The 20,390-nt window shown below is 69.8% G+C and carries 14 protein-coding genes; 10 read left to right on the top strand and 4 right to left on the bottom strand.

Features of this window, described 5'->3' with window-relative positions:
- The first annotated feature begins 1,119 nt into the window (after positions 1-1,119).
- The 6 genes from ACIBM5_RS30930 to cas6e all read left to right on the top strand — a co-directional run bounded on the left by ACIBM5_RS30930 (position 1,120) and on the right by cas6e (position 9,212).
- Positions 1,120-4,026 carry a CRISPR-associated endonuclease Cas3'' gene (locus ACIBM5_RS30930; RefSeq protein WP_396009850.1) on the top strand — a complete coding sequence of 969 codons (2,907 nt, stop codon included), beginning with the start codon at positions 1,120-1,122 and terminating at the stop codon, positions 4,024-4,026.
- 164 nt (positions 4,027-4,190) lie between these two features.
- Positions 4,191-5,801 carry a type I-E CRISPR-associated protein Cse1/CasA gene (casA, locus tag ACIBM5_RS30935; protein ID WP_396009851.1) on the top strand — a complete coding sequence of 537 codons (1,611 nt, stop codon included), beginning with the start codon at positions 4,191-4,193 and terminating at the stop codon, positions 5,799-5,801.
- A gap of 26 nt (positions 5,802-5,827) precedes the next feature.
- Positions 5,828-6,487: a type I-E CRISPR-associated protein Cse2/CasB gene (gene casB, locus ACIBM5_RS30940; RefSeq protein ID WP_396009852.1), complete on the top strand. Its 660-nt coding sequence runs from the start codon at positions 5,828-5,830 to the stop codon at positions 6,485-6,487.
- 36 nt (positions 6,488-6,523) lie between these two features.
- Positions 6,524-7,717 carry a type I-E CRISPR-associated protein Cas7/Cse4/CasC gene (gene cas7e / locus ACIBM5_RS30945; protein ID WP_396009853.1) on the top strand — a complete coding sequence of 398 codons (1,194 nt, stop codon included), beginning with the start codon at positions 6,524-6,526 and terminating at the stop codon, positions 7,715-7,717.
- A complete protein-coding gene (cas5e, locus tag ACIBM5_RS30950; RefSeq protein WP_396009855.1) occupies positions 7,714-8,547 on the top strand; it encodes a type I-E CRISPR-associated protein Cas5/CasD in 834 nt (277 codons plus the stop codon). The genes cas7e and cas5e overlap by 4 nt, the downstream gene beginning before the upstream one ends.
- A complete protein-coding gene (cas6e, locus tag ACIBM5_RS30955; protein ID WP_396009856.1) occupies positions 8,544-9,212 on the top strand; it encodes a type I-E CRISPR-associated protein Cas6/Cse3/CasE in 669 nt (222 codons plus the stop codon). The genes cas5e and cas6e overlap by 4 nt, the downstream gene beginning before the upstream one ends.
- Before the next feature lie 417 nt (positions 9,213-9,629).
- On the opposite strand, the gene ACIBM5_RS30960 is transcribed toward cas6e, so the two are convergent.
- Entirely contained in the window at positions 9,630-10,145 is a 516-nt protein-coding gene (locus ACIBM5_RS30960; protein WP_396009857.1) for a hypothetical protein, read from the bottom strand.
- 1,163 nt (positions 10,146-11,308) lie between these two features.
- On the opposite strand from ACIBM5_RS30960, the gene ACIBM5_RS30965 reads away from it, so the two are divergent.
- From ACIBM5_RS30965 to ACIBM5_RS30975, 3 genes are all read left to right on the top strand, one after another.
- Positions 11,309-11,803, top strand: coding sequence for an N-acetyltransferase (locus ACIBM5_RS30965; protein ID WP_396009858.1), 495 nt, complete (start codon positions 11,309-11,311; stop codon positions 11,801-11,803).
- Positions 11,804-13,388: 1,585 nt separating this feature from the next.
- Positions 13,389-14,357, top strand: coding sequence for an alpha/beta fold hydrolase (locus ACIBM5_RS30970; protein WP_396009859.1), 969 nt, complete (start codon positions 13,389-13,391; stop codon positions 14,355-14,357).
- Positions 14,358-14,673: 316 nt separating this feature from the next.
- On the top strand, positions 14,674-15,579 hold the full coding sequence (locus ACIBM5_RS30975; protein ID WP_396009860.1) for an NADP-dependent oxidoreductase: 906 nt from the start codon (positions 14,674-14,676) through the stop codon (positions 15,577-15,579).
- A gap of 448 nt (positions 15,580-16,027) precedes the next feature.
- Here ACIBM5_RS30975 and ACIBM5_RS30980 read toward each other — a convergent pair whose 3' ends face one another.
- Positions 16,028-17,113 carry a Gfo/Idh/MocA family protein gene (locus ACIBM5_RS30980; RefSeq protein ID WP_396009861.1) on the bottom strand — a complete coding sequence of 362 codons (1,086 nt, stop codon included), beginning with the start codon at positions 17,111-17,113 and terminating at the stop codon, positions 16,028-16,030.
- Positions 17,114-17,214: 101 nt separating this feature from the next.
- Here ACIBM5_RS30980 and ACIBM5_RS30985 point away from each other — a divergent pair, with 101 nt between their 5' ends.
- Positions 17,215-17,796: a TetR/AcrR family transcriptional regulator gene (locus ACIBM5_RS30985; protein ID WP_396009862.1), complete on the top strand. Its 582-nt coding sequence runs from the start codon at positions 17,215-17,217 to the stop codon at positions 17,794-17,796.
- 583 nt (positions 17,797-18,379) lie between these two features.
- Here the strand turns inward: ACIBM5_RS30985 and ACIBM5_RS30990 are convergent.
- Both ACIBM5_RS30990 and ACIBM5_RS30995 read right to left on the bottom strand, forming a co-directional pair.
- Positions 18,380-19,540, bottom strand: a complete 1,161-nt coding sequence (locus tag ACIBM5_RS30990; protein WP_396009864.1) for a YbfB/YjiJ family MFS transporter — start codon at positions 19,538-19,540, stop codon at positions 18,380-18,382.
- Entirely contained in the window at positions 19,537-20,382 is an 846-nt protein-coding gene (locus ACIBM5_RS30995) for an alpha/beta hydrolase family protein (protein WP_396009865.1), read from the bottom strand. Before ACIBM5_RS30995 ends, ACIBM5_RS30990 begins: the two co-directional genes overlap by 4 nt.
- Positions 20,383-20,390: the final 8 nt, after the last annotated feature.

The following is a 20,390-nucleotide window of genomic DNA, read 5'->3' on the forward strand; positions in this document are numbered from 1 at the left end:
TCGTATTGCCACGGCGAAGTCCCATGTAGCTCGCTGTAGCTGATTCCCGGCTGTTTCACGGGTGCGTTTCGGTCGTCGGACCGTTGCAACGACCCATGAAACTGCGGATGCGCAGGTCGACCGTGAGGTGGCGGCGCGTTGCACAGGCAAACACCGATGCAACGACTATAGAGAGGTACATGGGACCCCGCCGTAGCAATACAAGCGTCGGGCCTTGTACGAACGGGCGATCCCCATCCTCGAATCCATGGCCGTGCGGGTCCTGCGCGTGGACGCGGACGCCGTCACCCGGGAGCGTGCTGCCGCGGTGATCCTGCACGCGGCGAGCGTCGATTCGGATACCGTCCCACCCACCCGAAGAGCCACAGCGAACCCGGATAGCCCATGACCCCCGGCAGTTCCGTCATCGACGTGCATCTGATCCTGCGCGACGGTGACAAGATTCTTCTGTCCCAGCGAGCCGGGGCCTACGGCCACGCCTGTGGCAGGCCCCGTCCGGCAAGCTCGATCCCGGGAATCCCTCACCGCGCCCACCGTTCGAGAGGCCCACGAGGAAACCGGCGTCGTGGTCGAGCCCGACGACCTGCGACTGTCCACACCGTCCACCACCACCAGGGCGACGGCGCCCCCGACCGGATCGGTTTCTTCTTCGAGGCCACCCGCTGGGAGGGCGAACCGGTCAACCGTGAACCGGAGAAGTGCCTTCGTCTCGAGTGGTTCGCCGTTGTGCCAAGCGGCTGCGTTCCGGACCCGGACGAACATCCATCTCGGAGCGGCGCGTTGAGCGGCAACCGCCCCCGTGCGGGCCATCGCGCGAGACCGCGTGGCGCAGCCCACGACCTGGGGGCGACATCGATGACGGCACGATTCCGCCGGGTCCCGGGAACAAAGCGGCCCGGACCGAAGTCCGGGCCGTGGGCTGGGACTACTGCCCTGACCACCACTCCAGCAGGATGCCCGCAAGCACCTTGCCGACGAAGGAGCCGGCGACCAGCTTGAGGAACCCACCGCGGCGGTTCTGGGACTCGTTCATGTAGACACCTCTAGGAGATTCGGTGCCACGGGCCGGCTGGACCCGCGGGGCGGTGTCACTAGCCGTGGGGACGAATCCCCTGCCGTGTGGCGCCGGATCTCCTCGACCCACTTCCGACTCTACGCCAAGTACTCGCCGTCCGCCGCCGGTTGGCAGACGGCTGCTGCTACAACACTCGCATGGAGACGAGCACCGAGTCCGGGCGCGGCGCCGGGAACAACCGCTGCCACCACGGCCACCCCCCGCTCCTCGACGCCCGCCTGTGGGGCAAGGAGCAAGGCCTGGGCCACCCGTACCCGGTGGTGTGCCATCTCGTCGACACCGGCGCGTACTTCGAGGCGTTGTGGAAGTCGGCCGTCGGACCGCGCATGCATGCCCGTGTCGCTCTGGCCTTGGGGTTGTCGGAGCTCGACGCCATGCGAGAACTTGCCTTCTGGGCCGCGCTGCACGACGTGGGGAAGATTTCACCGTCGTACCAGCACTCCGTGCGGAAGAGGTATCCGGGGTGCTTCGCGGAGACATTCCCCGGCAGTCTCTACCGGCACGGCACGGGCGGCATCGACAACGGCGCGGGCCACCACAGCAAGATCACGCACTGGACCCTGCCCGGCGTTCTCGAGCAGCTGGGCTATCCGCCGGGCGATCCCGAGGGGCCGGTCGGCGACCTGGTCGGTCACGCTATCGGGCAGTTGCTCGGCGGGCACCACGGGGTCTTCCACCCGCGGATGGAGCGTCGGCAGTTGAAGCACTCGGCGACGTTCCTGCCACAGGTCGGGAGGTGCGAGTGGCCGGAGCAACGCCACCACCACGTCCGCGTGTTGCGCAGGCTGATCACGAACGATGGCCCGGTACCGACCGGGATTCTCCCGGCCGAGCTCGCGGTCGTGGTGCTCGGCGCGGTGATGGTGGCGGACTGGATGGCCAGCGATACCCAGTCGATCAAGAAGGTGCGGCGCCTCGTGGACGAGGAGTGCTGCTGCCACGAGGCCCTCGCCCGGCACTGGGAGCGTGCGCGGAAGGAGGCCCGGGCCGGGGTGAGGCAGCGGGCTCTGGGGCGCTGCGGATTCGCCGCCCCGGCAGGGGAGGAGCTGTTGAGTGCCGCCGGATTCCCGGACGGATCCGTGCACGGTCGGCTTGCGCAACAGCTGCTCACAACGACCGCACCCGCAGGTCCCGGCATGCTGCTCGTGAGCGCTCCGGCCGGCCCCGCCCGCCGGCGGCTCGGGCTGGTCGCAGCCTCGCGGTTGGGTCGAGCGTGCGGGGCTCGGGGTATCGCTCTCGCACTAGCGGAAGAACATCACCTCGACGAGGCGTCGGACGAGTTGGCGTCGTTGGCGGGCATGCTTCTGGAGGGCTCCGGCATGCTCACCCGCCTTCACCCGATGTTCTTCGACGGCGACGCGGAATCGGCCTCCGAGGAAATCCCCGAACTCAGCCTCGGCACGCCGGGTGACCGGGAAGTCGCGCAGCAGTGGCTCACCCAGCGACGCCGCGGGCTGCTGGCTCCCCTCGGCGTGGGCGTACACGAGCAGTTCCTGTCGGCCGTCCAGCTCGTGCCGGACAATGCCGTACGGCTCTTCGCACTCAGCGAGAAGGTCCTCGTGGTGGACGACGTGCGTCCTCAGGAGCCTCGGCCGCATTACCTCCTGTGCCTCCTGGTGGAGTGGCTGGGAGCACTCGGGGCATCCGTCGTGCTGCTGACCGACACCCTCGCCGGCGCGAGTGCCGACCGCCTGGTACAGGGCTACCAGAGGGGCGCGCGAGCGGCTCGGGGTTTGCGGAGCCTGCAGGAGGGTGCGCCCTCGTCGGCGGAGCTGCCCCAGCCGGGTTGGCTGCATATCGACGGACTCGACGGCGCGGTCACCGAGTCCGCAGTCGATCCTGCCGAAGACTCGGCCCCGCGCTTCCCACGGTCCGAAGTCCGGCTGCGGGTCGGCGGTGCGGACTCGTACGTGGAAGCCGTCACGCGCGAGGTCGCGGACAGCGGCTCGACCCTCGTTTGCTGCAGCAGCGTGGAGGAAGCCCAGCGGACCTTCCGTGCGCTCGAACATCTCCGTCGCCCCGGCGCGGCAGCCGGCCAGGTTCGGCTGTTGCATCCGCGCTTCCGTCGGTATCGCGTCCGCGAACTGGTGGCCGAGTGCACAGCGGCCCACCAAGACCCGGCGGAGAACGATTCGGTGCTCGTGACCACCGCCTCCTTCGCCGAACATCTCCCGTTCCGCTTCGATCGAGTCGTCACACCTCTGGTTCCGCTGCCGTCGCTGCTGGCGCGTGCTGCCCGCGGTCGGAATCTGATCCTTCTGGAAGGTGGGGAACAGGCCGGCTCGCCGACGGACCAAGCGCTGAGGCAGCGCACGCTGCAGGCGCTCCGTTCCCACGGTCCGCGGCTTGAACTACCGGCCGACACCGAGCAGTTGATCCGCCAGGTGTACGACTCGGACAACTACCTGGCCGCTCTCGACGACGTATCGGCTCAGCGGCAGCGCCGGCTGGACGCCGCAGCCGACGGACACGAGGCCAAGCTGCTGCACGACGCCGGCCTCGCCGGGATCCCGAGCCCGATGGACGTCCACGACGACCTGTACCAGCTGACCCGAATCGAGCCCGGCCTCACCGAGGAGCGCCTCTCGGCCATGGTGGGTTTCGAACAGGCGTATGTGCTGTTCGTCCACCTCCGGGTCAAGACCGCCTTCCTGGATCCGGAGGGAAAGGAAAAAGTGCCCTTCGTCGAGCTCAAGGGGCGCAGTCCGGCAGTGGCCGCGCTGGCCCGGCATACGATCTCGGTTCCGCCGGAGTGGGCGCCCGAAGGCGGGATCTCGACGCAGATCGGCCGTGGGCGATTCGACAACATCAAGTACACGAACTGGAAGAAGCGAACATGGCTGAACCGGGTGTATCCGGTGGTGCTCAGCGGAACCGGTGATTCCCATACCGGGTTCCTCGGGAACATGCGGCTGGGACTCACCAGGACCGGCCTGGTCACGCTCGATTGATTCCCGGAAAAGGGCAGCGCCGGGAGGCGTGACTGCATACGATCACCGACAACCCACGGCTACGGAAGGTGCTCTCGAAGGCACCGATGGTGCGCGCCACTCCGACACGACGGACCTGCCCGTGCGGCCCTGAGGGACAGAACGAACAGGAGACCGGGAGAGCTGTGGAACCGCTGCGGGCGATGAACCTCTTCGACGAGCCGTGGATCCCCGTGCGCTGGCTCCCCGGCCAGGACGGCCCCGAGTCCGTGGGTTTCCGGGGGCTTCTGGAGCGTTGCCAGGACATCGAGGCCCTGGATGTCCCGCTTGCCGCCGCCCAGTCTGCGCTTCTACGGGTGCTGTACGCGCTCACCGCACGGGTCACCAAGCTCGACCAGGAGCGAGACGACAAGGAGCGGGACGGCGAAGGGCGGGACGGCGGCTGGATGCACCGGCGCGCGCGCATCCTGAAGAAGCATGCGCTGCCGCAGGACGGCATCGAGGACTACGTCTCCGAGTGGCACCATCGGTTCTTTCTCTTCGACGAAGTCACCGGCCGTCCGTGGCTGCAGGACCCGCGTCTGGCGAACGAGTGCACCGAGTCCACCGGCGTGAACAAGCTGGTGATGACCCGGCCTTCGGGTAACAACCACTCCTGGTTCGGGCATGTCCGCGACAGCTCCCCGCACTCGCCCTCCGCGGCCGCGGCGGTGCCGTACCTGCTGATGTGGCACTACTACGGCGCTCCCGGCAAGTGCACCGCCCGCGCACTCCACGGGGAGCGGATCTCCGAGGCCAAGCGCGGACCGTTGTTCGGCTCGCTCTCCTACCACCCGGAAGGGGACTCGTTATTCGTCACCCTGCTTGCCGGGCTCGTGCGCCCGAACACAAAGGTGCTGCGTAAGCAAGATCCGTGCCCCTGGGAACGGAACGAGCCGACAGACCCGGCGGGCGCGCCACCGGTGCCCGTCGGCCCCTGCGGCTGGTGGACGGACACCTCGCGGCACGCTCTCCTGCTCCGGCCCGACGCACGCGGAGAGCGTGTCACGGACGCCTTCATCACCTGGGCATACCGCCTCCCGGGAGCTCTCGACGACCCGTACCTCATCTGGGAACACAAGCTCGTCAAGAAGAAGCAGGGGGAGAAGGACGAGAATGTTCGCACCGCCCGGCGGGCCAAGGCGAACCGGGCCCTGTGGAGGGATCTGGACGGCCTGTTGCTGCACCGGCCTCCGGAGGCCGCAGGCGAGGAGACCACGGTCGAGCCACCGAAGGTGTTCGCGTCAGCGGTCGAACTGACCGACCAACTGCGCGTTCGAGCACTCGGCTTCGACCAGAACAAGGCCAAGAACAGCCAGCTCGTCAGCGGACTCACGTCCGCGACCGTGGGCCACCTCTCCGATCAGCGCCCCGATGCTCAGGTCGCGGTCGGTCGCTTGCGCAGACTCGGCGAACGCTACGGGGAGAACCTCACCGAAGCGGTACGCAAGGCCTGGGCGCTGTACACCAGGGGCGATCCCAAGCAAGCGGGCAGACTCGTCCCACAGGCCGAGGCCCTGTACTGGCCCGCCGCCGAGCGGGAGTTCTGGATCCGCTTCGACCACCTCGATCGCACGGGCGACGCCCCCGACGGCGGCTTGGACATCCGCGCCGCGCGCGACGCCTTTCTGGGACTGGCCCGCGAGGCGTACACGCGCACGACCGATCCGCTCACCCGCACCGTCCGCGGCAACCAAGCCGTGCTCGAGGCCCGTGGCCTGCTGTGGATGACGCGCCCCGAGCGCAAGAACAAGTAGTCACCACGCCGATCGGAAGGTGTCCCATGACGGAGGACCGCGATGCCGCGGCACGAGCGCGCCGCGCCGAACACCAGAGTTTCGTCCGGGAGATCCGGCAGTTGTGTGCCGGCAACCCCGGGGCACACGCGCGCCTGCGCCGCGGCGTGGGCAAGGACATCGACCAGGTGGCCGGGATGCACGAGTTCATCGCGCACTGGCTGCCCGACAAGCGGAACCGGGAACGGGACCGCGCCTACTACGCGGTCGCCGCGCTCATCGCCGACCAGCCCCGCCACGTCGTCCGCGGCCGGCCGGCGGATGACACGGAGGCGGAGCAGCCGATCGGCACCTACGGCCCCAGCTTCGGCCGCACCCTCGCCGAGTCCGTTCTCAACTCTCCCGCGCAGGAGCGCTCACGTCGGCGCGACAGTACCCGCAGGCGCCTGGACCTCCTCGTCCGCCAGAGCCCTACCGGGCTGCACCGCTACCTCCCGCCGGCCACCCGCCTCCTGCGCCAGTACGGGACGGAACCCGACTGGGCCCAGTTGCTGAGCGACTTGACCCGCTGGCCGTGGAACGCGGCCGACATCGGAAGCCGGTGGCAGCAGGACTACTTCCGCGCCCTCCACCGTGACGAGTGGAAGAAGAAGGACCAGACCGACGCCGCACAGGCCGTGCCCGAGCCCGGATCATCCTCCGTCTGACCGCCATCCCCGCACACCACTCCAGAAGGAGCCCCCGTGCCGACCGCGCACCTGCCCGCCTGCTTTGTGGACGTCCACGTCCTTCAGAGCGTCCCCGTATCCACGCTGAACCGCGACGACCTCAACGCCGTCAAGACGGTGGACTACGGCGGCGTGCGACGCACCCGCGTCAGCAGCCAGTCGTGGAAGAGGGCGCTGCGGACGGAGTTCCAGAAGGAGATCGGCCAATTCGCCACCCGAACTCGTCGGGTCGGCAAGGCCGTCGCCGAGGTCCTGGAAACGAAGCACGGCTGGGATCAGCGTGAAGCACGCCAGGGCGGCGCTCACATCGTGGCGGCCTCCGGCATCAAGTTCGGCATCGAGGGGAAGCCGGACCAAGAGGATTACGAGGCCATCACCAACGGACTCGTGTACCTTTCCGCCGAGTCGATCGAAGAACTCGCCGACCTCGCTGTCCAACACCCCGACAAGATCAAGAAGAAGAAGATCGAAAAAGCGACCGACAAGTCGCAACTCCCCGCGACCGGTGTCCAAGAGATCATCCGTCGAGGCAACGCCGTCATCCATACCTTCGGCCGCATGCTCGCCGAGGTCGACGACGCCGGTGTCGACGGCGCGGTCCAGGTTGCGCACGCGTTCACCACCCATCGCAGCGATGTCCAGGTCGACTACTTCACCGCCGTCGACGACCTGACCGCCGCATGGGGTGAGACCGGCAGCGGCCACCTCAGCGAGGCCGAGTTCTCCGCCGGCACCTTCTACCGCTTCGCCACCATCGACGTGCGCGAACTCGTAGCCAACATGGGCAAGGTCCACACCTCCGAAATCGACCGCGACGTCTCCGAGGACGCCCGCAGGATCGCCGGGGCCTTCCTCTCCTCCTTCATCCGCTCTCTGCCGCAGGCCAAGAAGAACTCCACCGCTCCGCATACCGCACCGGACCTCGTCCACATCAGCGTCCGCAGCGATCGCCCGCTGTCCTTCGCCGCCGCCTTCGAGACCCCGGTGCGCTCCGCGCAGGGCGGCGGGCACGGCGCCGCCTCCCGCGACCAGCTCGTCGAGTACGCGCAGACCGCCACCACGCTCATGGGCACCGACCGCATCCTCGCCGCCCATTGGGCCGGGACCGGTCGGGAGATCGAGGGACTGGGCACCCGCGTCGACACCTTCGATGCACTGGTCGAGGCCGGTGTCGAGGCCGCGTTCGCCCCGCTGGAGGGCGGCGCGTGACCGCACCACAGCCACCACAGGAGTCCGGTCTGCTGCTACGCCTCGCCGCTCCGCTGCAATCCTGGGGAGAGCGCAGCCACTTCACCGAAGAGCGTGACACCGCCGCCTTCCCCACCAAGTCCGGTGTGCTCGGCCTGCTCTCCTGCGCGCTCGGCCGACATCGAGGGCAGGCCAACGACGACCTGCGCCGACTGAATCTCACCGTGCGCGTCGACCGCCCCGGCTACGTGCTGCGGGACCTGCACACCGTCGGCGGTGGCCTCGCCCCGAAAGACACCGTGCAAACGGCCAAGGGCGGCACCCGCAGCGCGAACACGTCCACCGTCTACGGCCACCGTCTCTACCTCGCCGACGCCGCCTTCGTCTGCGCGCTCACCGGTCAGGACGAGGCGATCCTCGACCGCTGCGCCGACGCACTGACCGCCCCGCGCCGGCCCCTCTACCTGGGCCGCCGCAGCTGCCCACCCGAGGGCCCCGTCCTGCTCGACCGCAACTCCGACGTCCTCGACGGCCTCCTTCGACTGCCTTTGCCCGCGCAGGCCCCGGCTCCCGTGGTGACGCTGCTCGCCGACCGCCCCCTCGGCTGGCTTCCACGCCATCCCGACGATCCCGACGACGGCACCCGCCTCGGTACCGAGGTTCAAGACGAACCGGTGGACACGGCCGCGGACCGGCGTACCTTCCGCACCCGTCGGCTCTACCGGGGTTCCTGGCACCCGCCCGAGCGCCTGTACACCGGCGAACTCGGCAACAGCTACCTCAAAGCCCTCGCCGCACATCTGCACGCCACCACCGTGCCCTCGTCCGACCGTCCGGAGGCCGCCGTATGACCACCTGGCTCGCCCGCCTCACCCTCGACACTTCCCGAACCGACGTACGCAAGGAACTGCGCGACGCCGTCGCCATGCACCGGCGCGTGATGTCCCTCTTCCCCGACCTCCCCGAGATCGAAGAGGCACGAAGCCACTTCGGTGTACTACACCGGGTCGAGCAGGCCGAGCGGCAGGTCGTACTCATGGTCCAGAGCAATACACAGGTCGCGCCTGAGCGGTTCCCGAACGGGTACGCGGTCGACTCGGCTTCTCGCGACATCGAGCCGCTCCTGAACGCCCTTGCCCATGGCCGCCGCCTGTCCTACCGCTGCGACGCCAACCCCGTCCGCCGCCCCGGCCACACCACGCGGGAGCTGTACAGGAACCTGCCTCCCCTCGTTGCCCTCCACGGCCGCCACGCCGACGACTGGTGGCACCGCCGGGCGGGCCTGGCCGGTCTCAAGATTCACATCCACCTCTCCCACCCGCTGGACGCCGCCGTCGGCCGGTGCGGCAAGGGCGGTGGCGCCCAGAAGGTGCGCCACCACCGCGTCCGCTTCGAGGGCACCGCGGAAATCGTCGACCCTGACGCGCTGCGGGCCGCGATGATCGGTGGCGTCGGAAAAGGGCGGGCGTACGGGTGCGGGCTGCTGACGATCGCGCCCCTACGGCCGGGACAGTAGACACCGGCGGCTGCTCTTCCTCGGCACCAGACCGGTCTTCTCCTGCGCTGCTTCGACGATCGGCGTCGAGCACCCGAGAGCAATTCGGCTGCTCCTGCTCGCAGCGCCCTGCTCGACGTCCCGTGCGTTCTCTTCTCCGATCCCTCGTGGCAAGCGGGTTCGATCTCTGGGCCCGATCCTCCCCGCCGGGCCCTCGGCCGCTACGGACAGCTGTGGGAGGTCGCCACGACCGTGGCACAGCTCGCGGGCGGCGGCGGCCGGTGGATTACCGGCGCATCCCTCACCGTCGGCGGCGGCTTCGCGTCCTGAGCCGGGTGATCCGCGCAGCCCCCGGATGCGCTCCGCTGGGATCGTTGCGGAGCTCGGGCGCGAACGCGCCCGGCTGGGGCCGCAGGCGCGGGGAGAAGCCGTCGCGGGTCACAGGCAACTCCACGGGCGGTGGCCGCCTGCGCAGGTGGCGGGGGGTTGGGGGAACATCGGGGTGCGGGGCGGGGTGGGCTTCGGCTTGCTGCGCTCGGTGCGGTATTGGGTCGTCACGGATGCGCGGATGACGAACGGGTGCTCGGTGTAGGCGTGTTGCCAACGCACGGGTTTGGCATCCAGGCCGCTCACCTCGGGCGGACCGTATTGCTCGCCCGCCCCCCGAGGTGGCGTCGGATCCGGGAAGCGCACGTCCGGAACGGGTTGTGGCCTCGCCCAGGTTGCCGTCTCCGGCGTCAGCCCGAGCCTTCGTGCCTCGCGGACGAAGTCGGCCGTCGACGTCGTGGGGTCGTCCGAGCCGTAGAAGTACATGGTCGTGGACGTGCATATCACGCCCACCATGCCCGCCTGCGGCTTGGACCGGGTCGTGGTGTCGCGCCAACACCTGTCGAATCCGAGGCGCTCGAACTCCGCGCTCGCCGGCTCGTGGAAGACCCGGAAAGGCAGTTCCATATCGACCCCGGCGAGCTTCTCCTCCGCGCGGTGCCTCTCGTATGCCTTATGCTCCCTCTCGGCTGCCGCGAACTGCCGTTGGCATGCGTACAATCCGCCGAAAAACGTGACGACTGCCAGTGTGATCACGGCCAGGACGAACCTGCCGAGCCATAGCAGGCAACCGGTCGGCCGCGTATCGGGGCGGGAGGACATGTGCCCATCGTGGTCCGCAACTCCGCCCAGGTCACCGTTCGTTGCCCACTCGCAACCCGCTCCGGCACGCAGAGCCCCTCGGCACGGCACGACGCGGCATGACCCGACCCGGCACGCCATGCACGGCCGGGGCCGGCGGCTACGGTCGAAGCCATGACCGACGACAACTCCTGTGCCGACCACCGGCGTTGGTACGGAGCCGATCAGGGCGACCCTCTGCCTCCGCCGGCACTCTCGGTATCGGGCCGGCCGGCCGCTGTGCGGGCGGTGGATGGTCCTGGTCGACAACGACCGGCGGCCGTACCCGGACGGGGCGGCCCTGATTGCCACCCACAGGCACTATTTCGGTGGCCGGTCGATGTACGACCACACCGACCTGTGCAGTGCTCGCGTGGACGCCCGGCCGCCCCCACGCCGACATTGCGGCCCGCCTGACGACGGCCGCCGCAGGAGAAGTCGACCACAGGCGGCTGCGTGCGGCACTGTCACCGAGACCGAGCGCCACGCCGACGCCGCGTCGGCGCGCCTGGCCGCCGCGGGGCTGCTTCTCCATGACGGCCCCGACCTGACCCTGAACCTGTTGCGCGAGACCGCGGCGGAGGTCGCGGGGTTGCGCCAGGTTCGCGGTGAACTCGCTCAGCGGGGGACCCGCTCAACCACCACCACCCTTCGGCCTGACCGTGACCGCCGGGGTGGGAGAGGTCCACCGGGTCCCCTGGTACGCGAGCCCGGATCGCGAGATCCCTGGCATACATGTGAGGAGTGTTTCCCGCGAGCGACGCGGTGAGGAATCACGCGCTGGGTGAAGTCCTCCGGGCCGGTGTGCCGTGCGGTTACCGGCTGTTGTGCCGGTGGGGGTTGTCGAGCTGCAACCCGCAGTTCCGGCCGGTTCTCCTGCCCGATTTTCCTGAGCCTTGGGATTGAACCGGGTGCGGGGCGGCGGCTCGCCGACTGTTAGCCTGCGGCCCATGACTTGGCTGCCTGCCGATTTCGTCCATCCGGTCCGCGTGGCACTGCCCGGCCAGCATCACCTGCGCCCGATCAGCGGCGCCGACACCGAGCTCGACTATCCGGCCGTGATGGGCTCGCGGGAACGCCTGTGGTCCATCTACGGCGAGGCCTGGGGTTGGCCGGTGGCCACGATGACGGTCGAGCAGGACCGGGCGGACCTGGTCCGCCACGCGGACGAGATCGCGGCCCACAAGTCGTTCAACTATGCGCTGTTCGACGACGCGGGCACGGCCCTGCTCGGCTGCGTCTACATCGACCCGCCGGAGAAGATCGGCGCCGACGCCGAGATCTCCTGGTGGGTGGTCGACGACCGGGTCGGCACCGAACTCGAGCAGGCACTGGACGCGCTCGTCCCGCAGTGGATCGCGGAGGCATGGCCTTTCGAACGCCCGCGGTACGTCGGACGCGACCTCTCCTGGCAGGACTGGCTGGCCCTTCCCGATCTCGCCTGACCCGGCAGCCCCGGACGCCGCAGAAGCCGCCGCGGACCCGCGCGGCCGACTCTCGGGCCACCAGCTCCTCGAACCGCGACCCCATCGGTTTCGGGGCCGGGTGTCGAGGCTGCCGGGTCAAGCGCGTGTCGCGGGCGAGGCAGGCTGACGATCAACGCGACCCCGAATCGGCCTCGTCCTGACCGGCGCAGTCACCCTCGCCCGGTACGCCGACCGAGTCCGACCGAGTCCGACCGGGCCGGACCGAACGCCTGACAGGTGCGATGCGTCCCTGCCGGGCCGAGCCGGATCCTGTCCGATGTGCCGTGTCCCGGCCCCGGGAACGAAGCCTGTGGACGGAGTGGACAGGATCTCACCTTCAGGAGGCGGGCAGCCCCGGTCGTCCAACGGCCTGCCCACCGGGGAACAAGATCGAGCAGGTATGGGAAAAACGGGTGAGCCTCATCATGGCCGCAACGCGTACGCCCCCGGCGGCCCGATGGGGGCTGCCGGGGACGCTGCCCGCCCGTCGTCTGCTCGGGTAGCCGGGGGAGGGCCGCGCGGGTTGTCGGGGCGCGAGTTGGAAATGCGCTGCGGGGAGAGGTGGAGGACGCTTCCCGGGTCGCGGGCGGTCCAGCCCTGGGCGATCAGAGACCCGGCATTCATTCGGTGACCAAGGGCAGGAAGAACAGCGTGAGTTCAACGCGAGCTGCCTCACCGGGTCAATAGCCGGCCTCGTTGACCCGTTAGCTTATTCGGCCGCACGTGCGACCGAAGAAATGCCACGGGAAATGCCGGAACCCACTATCACCACAGCGAGGCCGGCCATTCTCGGCTTCGAGAAGTAGCCACGGGCCTCGGGTCCTTGGCTTCGGGCCCTTGGCTTCGGGTGAAACGCCGAGGTCACGGTGTCTGCGGTGTACGCCCATCGCCCAGCCCATAAAACCGGAGCGAGCCCTGTTGATCAAGGCGCCGCCATGACGCACTTTCATGTCAGTAACGGTCGTCCGGGGAACCGCCATGCGTTCGGGTATCCGTTTCCGGAGGCCATCGCGCCGAATTCCGAAGCCGACACGAATCGCGTTGACATTGCCGTTTATGCTGACGGGACGCCAAGAAAGGCTGGTTCCCATGGGGCATCTCCGTGTTCCGCGACGTTCGGTGCCGGCGGGCGGTCTGGGCGCCTTCGGTCCCGCTGCATTGCCGAGGACGGCCCGGGCTGCCGCAGCCGTCGCCGAGGTCTCGTCTCCGCGCCGGGCGGCAGTCCGGCTTGTCCTGCCCGGGGCGTCCGGGCCGTCCGGGCCGGCGCACGATCGCGCGTTCAACACGGTCACCGTGGAGGAACCGGCCTCGTACGGCTACCTCGTGGTCGCCGTCGACCACCGTACGACCGGACTCCGACGAGGTCGAGTTTCCCGCCGGCCGCGTGGTCGGCACGCTGCCCGAGGTCGCGCGCGTATTGGCCCCGGCAGCACACCGGCTTACCGGGGCTGATCTTCAGTCCTACGCGGCCCTCCCGTCGCGCAAGCGGCTACGCGGCTACGCGGCTACGCGGCAACGCGGCAACGCGGCAACGCGGCAAAGTACCCGACAACCAAGAGGTGGCATGACTTCCCGGATTTCCGACGTTGATCTGGCCCGTTCGCTGAAGGGTGGCTTCGTCAGCAGCCACGCCGAGGTGGATGGGGTCCGGCTGCACTACGTGGCGGGCGGCTCCGGCGATCCGCTGTTGCTGCTGGGCGGTTGGCCGCAGACGTGGTGGCAGTTCCACAAGGTGATGCCCGCGCTTGCCGAGCACTTCCGCGTCGTCGCCGTCGATCTGCGCGGCATGGGGGCGTCGGACAAGCCGTGCGGTGGATTCGACAAGAAGACCATGGCCGCGGATATCCGCGGGCTGGTGCGCCATCTCGGCTACGACGCCGTCCACCTCGTCGGCCACGACATCGGCGGCATGGTCGCGTACGCCTTCGCTGCCAACCATCCCGACGCGACCCGCCGCATCGCGCTGCTGGACATCGCGCCCCCGGACGACCGGTTCTTTGGGTATTCCCTGCTGCCGGTGCCCGGACGACACCAGGTCGACGGGGACATCAACGCCGCGCCCGGCAGGTTCTTGTGGTGGTTCGCCTTCAATCAGGTGCCCGGACTGCCCGAACGCCTCATCGCCGGTCGCTCCCGTTTTCTGATCGACTGGATGATCGATTATCTCGCCGCCGATGCCGCCGCCGTCACCGACTACGACCGGGACGTGTACGCCCGCGCGTACGCCGACGAGGACGCGATTCGCGCCGCCAATGGCTGGTACCGCACGCTGGCCACTGACATCGAGCACGGCAAGGCCTACGCCCCGCTGACCGTTCCCGTGCTGGCCCTCGGTGGCGGCGCGGGTACCCGTGCCATCCTGGAGCCGGTGCTCGTGCCGCGTGCCGTCGATCTCGAGATTGTCGAAGTGGCGGACAGCGGCCACTACCTTGCCGAGGAACAACCCGCTGCGGTCGTGGCCCACTTGCTCCGATTCCTGCGACGACCGCACCTGCGCACTGCCCGCGAAGAGGTCGGCCCGCGGTCGCGCTAAGGGTCGGTCGGATGGCGAGTCCGCCGTAGTGGTGAGGGTACGGGGCACGGCGTTGGTGGCGAGGATGTGCCCGTCGGTGCGTGCGTGGCGTGAAGGCCCCCGTCTCGTCCCGGGCCGGCCATCGCGGTTCGGCCCGGGACGTCGACTCGTCAGCACGTCGGCCGGGGGCTTGGCAGGAGCGAACCGGGGTCGCGCTGCCCCGGGCGCCGTCGTCGCAGCGGGGCGAAAACGGGTCCGGAGGCAGGAATCTCCGGATCACCAGGCAGGTTGCACCACGCGTTGGTCGTGGTTCGTGTGTTCACGCGAAGGGCAGTTCGTGCGCGCTATCGAGATTGATCGCTTCGGTACCCCTGACGTCCTCGGCATTGTCGAGACCGCCCCTCCGGTACCGGCTGCCGGCGACGTGCTCATCCGTGCCGTGGCCACCAGCATCAATCCCGTCGACGACAAGACGCGGGCGGGTGTCATCGGTGAGGGCACTCCACCCTTGCCGACGGTCCTCGGCTGGGACTTGGCCGGCGTCGTGGTTGACGGGGGCGACAGCGGGTGGCGGGTTGGGGAGCGCGTGATTGCCATGTCGCACCAACTCGGCTCGGGGCGGGGGACTTGGGCTGATCTGGTGGCGCTTCCCGCGCAGGCGATAGCTGCGGCGCCGCAGGCGGTCAGCCTCGTGCAGGCCGCGACATTGCCGCTTCCCGGTCTCACGGCGTTGCAGACGCTTCGGTGGCTCGAGGTGTCCGCCGGCCAGAGGCTGCTGATCACCGGTGCTGCCGGTGCGGTCGGAGGATTGGCGGTGCAGCTGGCTCGCGCGTGGGGAGCCGAAGTCGATGCGTTGGTCGCGCGGGATCGGCAGGTCGCCCTCGTGCGCGACCACGGTGCCGCCTTGGTCGCCACCGATCCCGGCAGGTTCGAAAATCGCAGTTACGACGCGGTCCTCGACACGTTCGGGGCCTTCGTTACCGACGCCGTCAGGGACGGTGGCCGGTACGCCTCGATCGCCACCCAAGCGGGAGTGGTCCCTGACGTGTCCTCCCGGGGTGTGCGTACGACGGTCCACCAGGTGCGGGAGGACGGTGACGGGCTGAGCGAACTGAGTCGGCTCGTCGATCGCGGCTCGTTGCGCCCACGCGTCCACTCCGTGTTCGGTCTCCACGAAATCAAAGCCGCACACGAACGTTTCCTCGAGGGCGGCTTGTCCGGAAAGATCGTCGTGACGTTTTGAGGCGTGTGCCCGTGATCCTGGTGCCCCGCTCGTCCCGGCAGCCACCGCCGGGGACCGTGTGCGGTCACAACGACAGCGTGTCCGCGGCACGGCGGTCGGCCGACCCGCCGATCGGGAGAGCGATCCAGCATGGCGCCGGCATGCCGACGTCGACGAACATTGTCGCCGTCACCAGGGGGAGGGAAACCGATGGGCGCCTCATCGGACTCCGACCGCGGTCGCGGACACGTCGCCCCCGGCGAAACGACGCCATGACAATGCGGGTCTCGTGGGCAGCGACGGGTGCGGGGCCTCGGCACGCGGCGTCAACTGCCGCGTTCGCGGCAGTTTCCAGCGAGGCGCCGCCTGAACCCGTCCCTGAACCCGTCCCTGACCCCGCCCCTGACCCCGTCCCTGACCCCGCCCCTGAACCCGTCCCTGAGCCCGCCCCTGGGGCCTGGTCCCGGACCTACTCCACGGCAATTCGCTCAAGCGTGCCGCTCGCCGCCGATCGTTGGATCGCAGCAAGCACGCCGTGCCGGCGCACGGCGTCGGCGAAGTCCGGTCGGGGGCGCCGCTGTTCTGCCAGAGCTCGGGCGAAGTCCCGGTACAGTGCGGCGATCCTGGCCGCAGGGCCGCGCGGGATCCCGGCAGGGACCGCGTGGTAAGTGTCCGGAACGGCGACGTGGTCGCCGTCGATCTCGATATCCCAGTCGGTCCAGTGCATGTACTCGCCACGCTGCCGCGGGGCGACCGTCAGTGCGCCCCTCGAGCCGACGAGCCGGATCGAGAACCCTACCCGGCCCGGCCGATCCCCGCCGAGGACGGTGACGGAAGCCTCCGCGCCGCCGGCGAGTCGCCCCTGCAGGAACACGTGGCGGGAGTGCGGGTTGACGACATCCTCGGCGGTGCCCGCGATGCGCACCGGCCGGCCCATGCCGGGCAGCCGCGCGGAGAGTTCGACGAGTGGCCCCGCGATCCGCTCCAGTGTCGCAAGGAAGTGCCCTGCCATGATCGGCAGAATCGATGTGCCTGCGGCCGGGTCCAGCGTCCAGACCAGGTCCGCGGGTATCGTCGGCCCGCCGAACGGATCGCCGTCGGCGACCATGACCGCCGCTTCGAGCCTGCCGATCCGCCCCTCCTCGATCAGGTCGGCCACGAATCGCACGTCCGGTGAATGGTGGCCCTGCAGGACGACCGCGTGACGTACCCCCGCCCGGTTCGCCGCGTCCGCCAACTCGCGCGCCTGGCCGAGGTCCACGCCCAGCGGCCATTCCGAGACCACGTGCTTGCCGTGCGCCAGCGCGGCGGAGATGACCCCGGCGTGCGCGGGCGTCTTCACGGAGGCCACGACGAGGTCGACCTCCGGATGTCCGGCCAGCGCACCCGCGTCGGTGAGGGCGTGCCGCACGCCGTACTCGGCGGCGACGCGGTCCGCACTGGCCCGGCTGGTCGTGGCTACGGCGGTGACCTGGAACTCCGGCAACTGCGTGAGCACGGGCAGATGCGTGCCGGACGCCCATCCGCTCGCTCCGACGACGCCGACCCTGATCATGACTGCCTCCCAGTTTTGTACCTATCGGTATTCAACTGAGTGTCGGGCATCCGCGCAAGCGGTAAGGTACCGACTGGTACAAAAAAGCGAGGGAGGATGCGATGCCAGGCGGACGCCCGCGGTCCTTCGATCCGGAGACGGCGCTCGACTGCGCGCTGGAGCTGTTCTGGCGTCAAGGCTACGAAGGCACGTCGCTCACCGAACTCACCGCCGCGATGGGCATCAACAAGCCCAGCCTGTACGCCGTCTTCGGCAACAAGGAACAACTCTTCGCCAAAGCGCTCGACCGCTACTTCGCGGGTCCCGGCGCCTTCGCCGCCGACGCGCTCGACGAGCCCACCGTCCGCGCCGTCGTCGAACGCCTCGTGTTCGGCAACATCGACCTCACGGTCGGCACGAGCACGCCGCACGGGTGCCTCACCGTCAAAGGCGTCCACGCGGGCGGCGCCGAAGCCCTGTCGGTGCGCGACGACGCCATCCGCCGTCGCAAGGCCGGCGAAGCCGCGCTGCGCCGGCGCCTGGAGAAGGCGCCGAGCCTACCCGGCGGCACGGACGCCGCGACGCTCGCTCGGTTCGTTCACACGCTCACCGACGGAATCGCCGTGCAAGCCGCTGCGGGGCGCAGCCGCGAGGAGTTGCGCGCGGTCGCGGAACTCGCCCTGAGGGCACTGGACGACGACTGAGCGAGCCCGGCCGGGAAGGGCCGGCCGCCCGGCGCCTCCTCGTCGGGGATCTCGACCTGGTCGAGAACGTCGTCGAGCAGCGCGTCCAGCAATGCGTTCTTGCTTGCCACGTGGCTGTAGAGGGCATTCGGAGCGATGCCCAGCCGCTCCGCGTCTGCACACCCGGATCCCGACCTGCGGACACTTCCTCCCCGAGGAACGCCCCGACGAGGTCACAGCGGCCATTCGCGACCTCCTCGCCAGGTGAGCGGGCGAAGGCGAAACCCTTGCCGAACACCCCACGAGTTGCCGCGACCACGCCTGCCACGTGCTGACCACGGTCCTTCGTGGTTGCTGCTCCCGGCCACGCGGAAAGGCCTCGGCGGGGCGGCTGTGCGCCGAGGCCGTCAGTCCCCACGCAGCTGCGCGGTAGCCCCCATGCAGCTGCGCGGTTCGATCGCATCGTCGTGCGCGCGGGCCTCGCGCGGCCTCGCGCGGCGGTAAGGCGGGCTGCCGATACCGCGTTTCGGTGGGATCAGTCGTGCCCTGGCCGGGGGCCACCTCCCCGGTTTCGGGCGGTGCCATCCGTCGGGGCCGCGGACCCTCAGGCGCGCTCGGCGAGGGCCGGCCGATCCGCGCTGCCGCCGGCCGCGACGAGGGCGCCGAGCGCGCACAACGCCGCCGTCCAAACCAGCGGCGCGTTCGGCCCGGTCCGGTCGGCGATGGCTCCGGCCACCCACGGACCCGCGGTCTGCCCGACCGCGAAGAGGACTGTGAAACTCCCGAGTGCGCGGGACCAGTCCTCGGGCGGGGTAGCCGATCGCACCAGGGCTGTCACGGTTGCGGGTACCGCCATGAAGGCCGCACCGTACGCCGTCGCGGATGCCAGGGCGACGGCAGGACCGCCCGAATTCACCAGCGCGAGGCAGCTCGCTGCCGTGATCACGGCCAGCAACATGGCCAGCACCCGTCCCGGCGGCGACGCCGCCGAGACTCCCCGCCACATCCAGGGGGCTGCGACGACCGCCGCACCCAACAGCGCCCAGGTGAACGCGACTTCGACACTCCCGGCGCCCCGTCCGACGAGCGTGGTGGACAGGAAGGTGATGTAGGCGATGTATCCGGCCGCAAAGAGCAGGTATGCCACGGCCGGCCGCCACAACGGCGCGAGGGAGCGCCGACTCCTTTCCCCTCGCGGGGCCGGCAACGGATCGGTGGTCCGCGCCGCGCCCCAACTCGCCGCGGTGGACACTGCCGATGCCGCAGCCAGTACGAGCCACGCGAGCGGCCACCGCCCGGGCGCTCCGGCGAGCAACGCAGGGATGAGGATGCCGCTGACCGCGATGCCGACGCCGGTCCCGGCGAAGTACACCGCTATCGGCAACGTCGATCCCGTGCGCTCCGCATTCCGGGCAGCGATCACCCCGCCGGTGACGAACACCAGCGCGCCGCCGAACCCGGCAACCACCCGTGCAGCCGCCACTACGCCGAATCCGCCGCCGATCGCGGTCGCGGCGAGGGACAGCGAACACACGGCCATGCCGGAGCGGAACGTGCCGGTACTGCCCCAGCGGCGCACGGCGGTCGCGGCGGTCGCGGCGCCGAGCAGGTATCCGAGGCCGTTCGCCGTGGTGAGCAGCCCGGCTTCGGCCAGGTTCCAGCCCAGCTCGACGCGCATCGCCGGCAGCACGAGGCCGTAGCCGAACCGCGCGAACCCGAGAGCCACTGTCGTGCCCAGGGCCAGGCGCAGTGATGCGGCGATCACCTCGCCGCCCGCAGGTGCCGGTTCAGGAACGCCAGGACTGTGCGGGCCAGCGCCACGCGGTGGTCGGAGAACGCATGGTCGGTCGGAAAGATGGCGTGTTCCAAGGCGGTCACCGAGCGCATCAAATAGGCGGCGACCAGGGGCTCGTGATGCAGCGCCGTCGGAGCGACATCGTCGCGCGAGCCGGCGACCAGCAGGACGGGGCGGTCGGCCAACGGTTCCGCCAGCCGGGCCAACGCCCAGTCGTCCCCGGCCGCTTCCATCTCGGCGACCAGCGCCTCGCCGCTCGTCCCGGTCAGCGGCAGCAGTGAGTCCGCGAACGCCGCCACGTAGCCGGCACGCGCTTCGGGGTCGAGTGCCGCGGCGCCGGCCGCGGCGCCCAGGTCGAATCCGGCGATCGATCCGACCGCCGCGATGTCCTGGTCGGCGGCCGCGATGCGCAGCGCGGCGAATCCGCCGAGGCTGTGCCCCACGACGGCGACACGGTCCGGGGCGAGCCGGTGGCGGGCGACGAAGTCGGCGGCTCGAACCGCGTCCACGACCCGTTTCGCATCCTCCAGGACGTGGCTCCACGTCCATGTGCCCCCGATTCCCCAGGAACCCCGGTAATGGAAGACCACTGCCGCGTATCCGGCGCGACTCAGCACCTGTGCCAGGTCGAAGTTGCGTTCGTTGCCCGGGAATCCATGCAGGAGGACGACGATCGGATGCGGTCCCGGGCCGGCCGGGGTGTGCAGGACTCCCAGGAGCAGCTGCCCTGAACTGTCGAACGCTACGGGGACGTTGACGGCGTGCGGCACGAGTGACGAAGACGGGTCGTTCACGAGCGGATCCGACGGCATGGGTGCCT

The organism is Embleya sp. NPDC050493, from assembly GCF_044458105.1.
Classification (GTDB): Bacteria; Actinomycetota; Actinomycetes; order Streptomycetales; family Streptomycetaceae; genus Embleya.